We start from the raw sequence: 8,869 nt of genomic DNA on the forward strand, positions 1-8,869 counted from the left end.
GCTCCGATCGCGGCGCCCGCCGAGACCGGGGACTCCGCGTCGCCGACGACGGGCAGCGCGGTCGTGGCGTCCGTCTCCCCGGCCGGGGCCGCCTCAGGAGCATCGTCGGGTGCGCCGCTGGCGCTCGACCCTGCAGCCGCGGCGGCGGCGCTTGCCCGCGTCCCCCCGGCGACGGGGTCGCGGCGTCCGTGGACGAGGTCGAGGAAGACCTCCTCCAGCGTCGGGCCGCGCTGCTGCAGCGTGGTGAGGGCCAGGCCGGCCGACGCGGCTACGGCTCCCACCGTGGCGGCGTCGGTGTCGTGCACCGTCAGGCCCGAACGAAGCACGTCGTGCGACAGCCCGGACGCGCTCAGAGCGGCCGCGAGGGCGTCCCGGTCCTCGGCATCCACGACCACGGATCCCGTGGTCGGGTCCGAGAGCTTGCTCATGCTGTCCGCGTAGACGAGTCGACCCTTCGAGAGCACGAGGACGTCGTCCGCGATCTGCTCGATCTCGCTCAGGACATGAGAGGAGACGAGCACGGTGCGACCCTCGTCGGCGAGGCGGCGGATCAGCAGGCGCATCCAGCGGATGCCCTCGGGGTCGAGCCCGTTGGCGGGCTCGTCGAGAACGAGGGCGCCCGGGTCGCCGAGCAGCGCGTGCGCCACGCTGAGGCGCTGGCGCATGCCGAGGGAGTAGGCGCCGATGCGGGTCTCGGTCTCGTTCTGCAGCCCGACGAGCGCCAGGACCTCCGCCACTCTCGAGAGCGGGATGCCGTTGGCCTTCGCCGCGATGGTGAGCTGGCGGGTCGCCGTGCGCCGGGGCCGGTACGCCGTGTCCTCCATGACCGCGCCGACGGTGCGCAGCGGATGACGAAGCTCCGAGTACGCCTTGCCGCCGATGGTCGCGGTGCCGCTGGTGGCGCGGACCTGACCGAGGAGGATGCGCAGGGAGGTGGTCTTGCCCGCGCCGTTGGGCCCGAGGAACCCGGTGACGGTGCCGGGCGCGATCTGCGCGGACAGGTCGTCCACGGCTGTCAGCGCGCCGAAACGCTTCGTCACCCGGGAGAACTCGAGCAGCTGTCCGTCGGTCATCTGCGACCTCTCGTCGTCAGGGGCATTACCTCATCTATCTTGTCGGAAAGCACCTGGAAATGCTCATCGACCACGGGATATACCGCGCGCGCCGACGGTTCGCCGCTCTCCGGCGCCCGGGGTAACGTGGCAGCGTGACCGCCATCGCCGACGCCTCCCCGTCCGCCGCCGCGCCCCCGCGGGTGATCGCGCGCACCGAAGGGGCCCTCGGGCGCCTCACCCTGAACCGTCCCGAGGCGCTCAACGCCCTCGACATCGGGATGATCCGGGAGATGCGCCGGACGCTGGACGCCTGGCGCGAGGACAGCGACGTGCGGATCGTGCTCATCGACGGGGCCGGGGAGCGCGGCCTCTGCGCGGGCGGCGACGTCCGCGCCCTCTACGACTTCCTCACGACCGATCGCTTCGAGGACACGGTGGCGTTCTTCCGCGAGGAGTACGCGCTCGACGCCGAGATCGCCGAGTACCCGAAGCCGGTGGTCGCCATCGCCGACGGCATCACGATGGGCGGCGGCATCGGTATCGCCGGGCACGCGGCGATCCGCGTCGTCACGGAGCGCTCGAAGCTGGCGATGCCGGAGACCCGGATCGGGTTCACGCCCGATGTCGGCGGCACGCTGCTGCTCGGACGCGCCCCGGGCCGGCTGGGAGAGTACCTCGGGCTGACCGGCAGCACGATGAGCGGCGCAGACGCGCTGTACGCGGGCTTCGCGGATCACTACGTGCCCTCGGACCGGCTCGACGCGCTGCGCGAGGCGCTGGCGTTCCGTGCGGACCCGACCGGTCCGAGCGAGATCGTCCTGCTGTTCGACGAGACGCCGGACCCGTCGCCGCTGTCCGCGGCCAGGGGGTGGATCGACGAGGTGTTCGCCGGGGACTCCGTCGTGGAGATCCTCGCGCGGCTGCGCGCGACGCCCCAGGCCGAAGAAGGGCCGGATCCCGCGGGGGTCGCCGATCTGCTCGGAGAGCTGTCGCCGACGGCGCTCGCCGTCACGCTGGAGGCCGTCAGGGAGTCCCGCGCGATGGACGACCTCCGCCCGGCGCTCGAGGGGGAGTACCGGCGTGTGCTGTGGTTCGCCGCACATCATCCCGATCTCGTCGAGGGGATCCGGGCGCAGCTGGTCGACAAGGACCGGAACCCGTCGTGGAATCCGGCGACGATCGGCGACCTCGGCGCCGACGCCGCCGTGCCCGCCCGCTCCCACGTGCCGCCGACGCCGCTCTGGGACTGACGCCCGTCGTCCTCCACCGCCGAGTCGTCGGGACCGGCTGCCCACAGATCCTGACGACGACGGCCGCCGATCCGGTGCAGCGGGCGAGACTCCTTCTGGCGGGCCATCGGGCGGTCCGGCAGAATGAGGAGGTGTTCGTGTCGGCAGAGCTCTTCGGCGTGGTCCTCACCGGGCTGGCCGTCGTCGTGTCGATCGGCGCCGCGATGTTCGCGGGTTTCGCGTGGATGATCCGGCGGATGGACGACTCGGCGTCGGGCATCCGCTCCGAGATGGTGGCCGGCTTCGCCGCCGTGCGTTCCGAGATGAGCACCGGTTTCGCCGAGGTGCGTTCGGAGATCGCTGTCGTCCGCGAGGATGTCGCGGTCCTGAAGACGGATGTCGCGGGTCTGAAGACGGATGTCGCGGTCCTGAAGACGGATGTCGCGGTCCTGAAGGACGATGTCGCGGTCCTGAAGGCCGACGTGGAGGGTCTCAAGGAGGACGTGGCGGTTCTGAAGACGGACGTTGCGGTCCTGAAGACGGACGTGGCGGTCCTGAAGACGGACGTGGCGGTCCTGAAGGACGACGTTGCGGTCCTGAAGGACGACGTTGCGGTCCTGAAGACGGATGTTGCGGTCTTGAAGGAGGACGTGGCGGTCCTGAAGGAGGACGTGACGGGTCTGAAGACGGACGTGGCGGTCCTGAAGACGGATGTCGCGGTCCTGAAGGACGATGTCGCGGTCCTGAAGGACGACGTGGCGGGTCTGAAGACAGATGGCGCGATTCTGAAGACGGACGTCGAGGTCCTGAGGATCGACGTGCGAGGCGTGAAGGACGAGCTCACCGAGGTGAAGATCTCGATCGCGCGCATCGAGGGGCCGCGACCTCATCTCGTCGTCGCTCGCTGAGGCCGCCCCGCGTTCTTCGATCGGGGCCAGAAATAGCGCCTGACCGCGGGATCGTTTCGCTGACAGCGAAGGGATCCGGCGAAGGGGTGTGTTTGTCCGACCCCCGTGGCACTCTATTGCCTGGCCTCTTCTCGCCCACTGGGGTGGCGAGGGCGGCCCTATCCCCCTTCCGTCAGGAAATCCGCTCCCACAAGGAAGTCCGCCTGTGCTCGGAAAACTCCTCGTCCGATATCTGTCCCGATACCGATGGCTGCTGCTCGGCGTGCTGGTGTTCCAGTTCGCGAGCGCGCTTGCCATGCTCTACCTTCCCTCGCTGAACGCCGACATCATCAACGAGGGCGTCGCCAAGGCCGACACCGGATTCATCTGGTCGCATGGCGTCTTCATGCTGGCCGTCTCGCTCGGCCAGATCGTCTCCTCGATCATCGCCACCTACTTCGCCGCCCGCGCGGCCATGGGACTGGGCCGGGACATCCGCGCCGACGTCTTCGCCCGCGTGAGCGGCTTCTCCGAGCGCGAGGTCTCGCGCTTCGGCGCAGGCTCCCTCATCACCCGCAACACGAACGACGTGCAGCAGGTGCAGATGCTCGCGATGATGGGCGCGACGATGTTCGTCACCGCGCCGCTGCTGGCCATCGGCGGCATCATCATGGCCGTGCGCCAGGACGTCGGCCTGAGCTGGCTGATCGCGGTCGCCGTGCCGGTGCTGCTGGTGCTCGCCGTGCTCGTGATCGGCCGGATGGTCCCGCTGTTCCGCAGCTACCAGAGCAAGCTCGACACCGTGAACCGCGTGATGCGGGAGCAGCTCACCGGCGTGCGCGTCGTGCGCGCCTTCGTGCGCGAGCGGATCGAGGAGGAGCGGTTCCGCGGAGCGAACACCGACATCATGGTCGTCGGCCGCAAGGTCGGCTCGCTGTTCGTGCTGCTCTTCCCGCTGTTCATGCTGATCCTGAACGTGACCGTGGTCGGCGTCATCTGGTTCGGCGGCATCGAGGTCAACGCGGGCAACGTCGAGGTCGGCACCCTCTTCGCCTTCATGCAGTACGTCGGCCAGATCATGGGCGGCGTCATCATGTCGAGCTTCATGGCGATGATGATCCCGCGCGCCGCGGTCTCGGCCGAGCGCGTGGGCGAGGTCCTGGACGCCGAGTCGAGCATGACCCGCCCGGTCGGCGGCGTGACGGAGTTCGCCGCCCCCGGTTCCGTGGCCTTCGACGGCGTCGAGTTCACCTACCCGGGTGCGGAGGCGCCGGTGCTCACCGGCATCAGCTTCGCGGCCGAGCCCGGCGACACGGTCGCGATCGTGGGGTCGACCGGTGCGGGAAAGACGACGCTCGTCTCGCTCATCCCGCGACTGTTCGACGTCACCGGAGGCAGCGTCTCCGTCGGCGGGACCGACGTCCGCGAGGCGGACGTCGACGCCCTCTGGGAGAGCATCGGACTCGTGCCGCAGCGCCCGTTCCTGTTCACCGGGACGATCGCGTCGAACCTGCGCTTCGGCCGGGAGGACGCCACCGATGAGGAGCTGTGGAAGGCGCTGGAGATCGCGCAGGCGAAGGACTTCGTCTCCGAGATGCCGGACGGCCTGAACTCCCGCATCGCGCAGGGCGGCACGAACGTCTCCGGCGGGCAGCGCCAGCGGCTCGCGATCGCCCGCGCGATCGTGCACCGCCCGCGCGTGCTCGTCTTCGACGACTCCTTCTCCGCGCTGGATCTCACGACGGACGCCCGGCTGCGTCAGGCGCTGTGGCGCGAGCTGCCGGACGTCACGAAGATCGTGGTCGCCCAGCGCGTGTCCACCATCACCGACGCGGACCGGATCGTCGTCCTGGAGGGCGGCACCATGGTCGGCGTCGGTACGCACGAGGAACTGCTCGAGACCAATGACACCTATCGCGAGATCGTCGAGTCGCAGCTGGGGGTGGACGCATGAGCGCTGAGAACCAGGACAAGCCCATGAGCCGCCGCGAGCGCATCGCGGCCGCCCGGGCCGCGCGCACGGCCGGAGCCACGGCCACCGCGGAACGCGAGCTCACCGACGAGGAGAAGTACGAGGAGGAGCTCGCCGAGAAGGCGCGCCTGGACGGCGGGGGCATGTTCGACGGCCCGGCTCCAGGCAAGGCCGAGCGGTTCGGCCCGAACTTCGCTCGGATGCTCGGCCTGCTCAAGCCCTCCGCGGTCTGGCTGGTGATCGTCTCGATCCTCGGCGCCGTCGGCGTGGTCCTCATGGTGGCCGCCCCGAAGGTGCTCGGCGAGGCGACCAACCTCGTCTTCGAGGGCTTCGTCTCGAAGACCATGGGAGACAACGGCGTGCCCGCCGACCTGTCTCAGGACCAGGTCGTCGAGCTGCTGCGATCGCAGGGCCAGAACGAGTTCGCCAACATGGTCGCGGCCATGAAGGACTTCCAGGTCGGGGCGGGGATCGACTTCGATCGCCTGCGCTGGATCATCACCGCGGTGCTGGCGATCTACGTCGGCTCTGCGCTGCTGAGCTGGCTGCAGGGCTACGTCATCAACGTCATCATGGTGCGCACCATGTGGCGCCTGCGCGAGGACGTCGAGGCGAAGATCAACCGCCTGCCGCTGTCGTACTTCGACAAGGTGCAGCGCGGCGAGCTGATCTCGCGCGTCACGAACGACATCGACAACATCACCCAGACGATGCAGCAGTCCTTGTCGGGAGCGCTGACCTCGATCCTGACGGTCGTGGGCGTGCTCGTGATGATGTTCTCCATCTCGTGGCAGCTCGCTCTCGTCACCCTCATCGCCCTGCCGCTGATGGGCATCATCTTCGGCGTGATCGGCCCCCGGTCGCAGAAGGCGTTCAGCGCGCAGTGGAAGAAGGTCGGCCGTCTCAACGCCCGCGTCGAGGAGGCCTTCTCCGGTCACGCGCTCGTCAAGGTCTACGGACGCGAGAAGGACGCGCTGGCGAAGTTCCAGGAGGAGAACGAGGAGCTGTACGAGTCGGCGTTCAAGGCGCAGTTCCTCTCCGGCATCATCATGCCGGCGATGCAGTTCGTCGGGAGCCTGACCTACGTCGGCATCGCGGTGCTCGGCGGGCTCATGGTCGCCAGCGGGCAGATCCGTCTCGGCGACGTGCAGGCGTTCATCCAGTACGAGCAGCAGTTCACCCAGCCGCTGTCGGAGCTGGGCGGCATGGCCGCGGTCGTGCAGTCCGGAACCGCCTCCGCGGAGCGTGTGTTCCAGCTGCTGGACGCGGACGAGCAGGACCCGGACGACGAGGACGCGCCGACCGTCACCGGCGGCAAGGGCGTCATCGAGTTCGAGCACGTCGCGTTCTCGTACTCGCCGGACCGTCCGCTGATCACGGACCTGTCTTTCCGGGTGGAGCCGGGGCAGACCGTCGCGATCGTCGGGCCGACCGGCGCCGGGAAGACGACGCTGGTGAACCTCATCATGCGGTTCTACGAACTCGACTCGGGCCGGATCCTGCTCGACGGGCAGGACATCGCCGAGCTGACGAGGGACGACCTGCGCTCGCGCACCGGCATGGTGCTGCAGGACCCGTGGCTGTTCGCGGGGACCATCCAGGAGAACATCCGCTACGGCAAGGCCACGGCGAGCGATGACGAGATCCTCGCGGCGGCGAAGGCGACGTACGTCGACCGGTTCGTGCACGCTCTCCCGGAGGGCTACGACACCGTCCTCGATGAGGACGCGTCGAACGTGTCCGCCGGCGAGCGCCAGCTGATCACGATCGCGCGCGCCTTCGTGGCCCAGCCGTCGATCCTGATCCTGGACGAGGCGACGAGCGCGGTCGACACCCGCACCGAGCTGCTGCTGCAGCACGCCATGGCGGCGTTGCGGCAGGGGCGCACCTCGTTCGTGATCGCGCACCGACTCTCGACGATCCGCGATGCCGACCTCATCCTCGTGATGGAGCACGGCGACATCGTCGAGCAGGGAACCCACGACGAGCTGATCGCGGCCGAGGGCGCGTACTGGCGGCTCTACCAGTCGCAGTTCGAGCAGGCGGCGACCGATGTCGACGCCGAGGCCGCGCTCACCGCGTCGGTGCCGGTCGTGGTGACCGGCGAGGCGGCGGCGGAGGAGGCCACGGCGGCCGCGGACGCGGTGGCGGGCATCCCGGCGGCGGGCATGGCCTCCGCACGGGCCGGCCTCTCCGCGCAGGAGGGCGTCCGCCCGGATGGGGCGACGCCCGACGGCCCGGAGCGCTCCGGGGATCAGGACGGCACGTCCGCCTGACCCGTCTGATCGCACGAAGGCCCGCACCGAGAGGTGCGGGCCTTCGTCGTCGATCCGCCTTGCCCGGCCCGATATGAGCGGGGCGAGCCGGCGACTCGGGCCGCCGCAGGCGGCGAGTCGATGCCGCCGCGGCGGCGGATCAGTCGGCCGGGGCGAGACCGAACAGCTCGACGGGGTGCGTGAGGCGCCAGAGGAAGCCCGGGCCGGCGAGGTCCTCGCCGAGCTCCACGGGAACCTCCACCGTGTTCAACGGGCCCTTCAGGGCGAGCGATCCAGCCTCGCCTCCGGCGTCCCAGTCGTCGCCGAGCGCGAGACGGCTGGTCGCCGACGCGAGGGCGCCGTTCCACAGGACCACGCGGCCGTCCTCGGCGGCGACGAGCGGGGCCGTGGCCCCCCACCGGGTCTCGACCGTGCCGAGGACCGTGCCCCGGGTGACGGTCGGGGCCTGCGCGGACAGGGCCGCCTCGAGCTCGGAGTACAGCGTGCGGCTCACGTCGTAGCGGGAGTCGTCGTCGGGCTGGCCGAGCACCGAGGCGTACGCGCGGACCGTGGTGCCTCCGACGGGGATGTCCTTGGCGGTCAGGACGTTGTACAGGGTGTCGTCGCCGTCGCCGATGGTGCCCGTCTTCACACCGACGACACCGGCGTCGGTGAGCAGCTTGTTCGAGTTCTGGACCAGGCCCGCTCCGGGGATCTCCGCGGCCGGCGTCGCGACGATCTCCGCCACGACGGGGTGGCTCAGCGCCTGGCGTCCGAGGTCGATGAGGGCCCGCGGCGTGGACTCGTTGCCGAATCCGAACCCCGAGGGATTCTGCAGGGAGATGCCGGAGATGTCGTGCACACGCAGCCACTGCTCGCCCGCGGCGACGAAGTCGGCGTCGGATCCCCAGATCTCGCGCGCCAGCCGGTCCGCATAGTTGTTCGCCGAGCCCAGCAGAATGCCCTGGAGCAGCTGGTACTCGGTGAGCGAGCCGTCCACGGGGACGTCGAGCGAGGACTGATCGGACTCGCGGTACCGCCAGTACTCCGCGCTGTCCTCCGCGGTGAAGGCGAACGACGGGCCCTGCTCGCCCGGCGCGAGGGGCAGCGCGTCCAGGGCGGCGAGCACCGTGACGAGCTTGGTGATGCTCGCCATGGGCACCTGCTCCTCGTCCGACGCCGCGGTGCCGATCCCGTCCACGGCGAGGGCGGCGCTTCCGAAGACGGGCCAGGTGAGGGCAGCCGGATCGGCGGGGGCCGGCTCGAACGCGGCGGAGGAGACGGTCGGCGCGATCGCGGTCAGCGGCCACAGGGCGGTGGTCCCGGCATACGCCGCGCCGAGGGCGACGAGGATTCCGAGCGGTGCCAGGACGGCGGCGCGGCGAGCCGGACGCTGCGGTGCGCCGCTGAGCAGGTCGCCTCGCGCTCCGGCCGTGGCCGAGGATCCTGTCGCCGTCGAGGAGGCGAGACG

At 70.2% G+C, this 8,869-nt stretch carries 6 protein-coding genes; 4 read left to right on the plus strand and 2 right to left on the minus strand.

What is annotated here, in order from left to right; genetic code table 11:
• Nucleotides 1-1,073: ATP-binding cassette domain-containing protein (locus MR1_RS17640; protein ID WP_157518347.1), on the minus strand; the 1,073-nt coding region annotated here is incomplete at its 3' end.
• 143 nt (nt 1,074-1,216) lie between these two features.
• On the opposite strand from MR1_RS17640, the gene MR1_RS17645 reads away from it, so the two are divergent.
• The 4 genes from MR1_RS17645 (at nt 1,217) to MR1_RS17660 (ending at nt 7,419) form a co-directional block, all read left to right on the plus strand.
• Entirely contained in the window at nt 1,217-2,305 is a 1,089-nt protein-coding gene (locus MR1_RS17645; RefSeq protein WP_067250114.1) for an enoyl-CoA hydratase/isomerase family protein, read from the plus strand.
• A 137-nt stretch (nt 2,306-2,442) separates the two neighbouring features.
• Entirely contained in the window at nt 2,443-3,192 is a 750-nt protein-coding gene (locus tag MR1_RS17650) for a kinetochore Spc7 family protein (protein ID WP_157518349.1), read from the plus strand.
• Between the two features lie 205 nt (nt 3,193-3,397).
• Nucleotides 3,398-5,125 (plus strand): ABC transporter ATP-binding protein, encoded by a 1,728-nt coding sequence (locus tag MR1_RS17655; protein ID WP_067250107.1) that lies wholly within the window; start codon nt 3,398-3,400, stop codon nt 5,123-5,125.
• Entirely contained in the window at nt 5,122-7,419 is a 2,298-nt protein-coding gene (locus MR1_RS17660; protein ID WP_084344878.1) for an ABC transporter ATP-binding protein, read from the plus strand. The genes MR1_RS17655 and MR1_RS17660 overlap by 4 nt, the downstream gene beginning before the upstream one ends.
• A gap of 139 nt (nt 7,420-7,558) precedes the next feature.
• Here the strand turns inward: MR1_RS17660 and MR1_RS17665 are convergent.
• Nucleotides 7,559-8,869, minus strand: a 1,311-nt coding sequence (locus tag MR1_RS17665; protein ID WP_067250110.1) for a D-alanyl-D-alanine carboxypeptidase family protein, incomplete at its 5' end; no start/stop codon positions are given.

The sequence above is a fragment of the Microbacterium resistens NBRC 103078 genome, assembly GCF_001552355.1.
Lineage (GTDB): Bacteria > Actinomycetota > Actinomycetes > Actinomycetales > Microbacteriaceae > Microbacterium > Microbacterium resistens.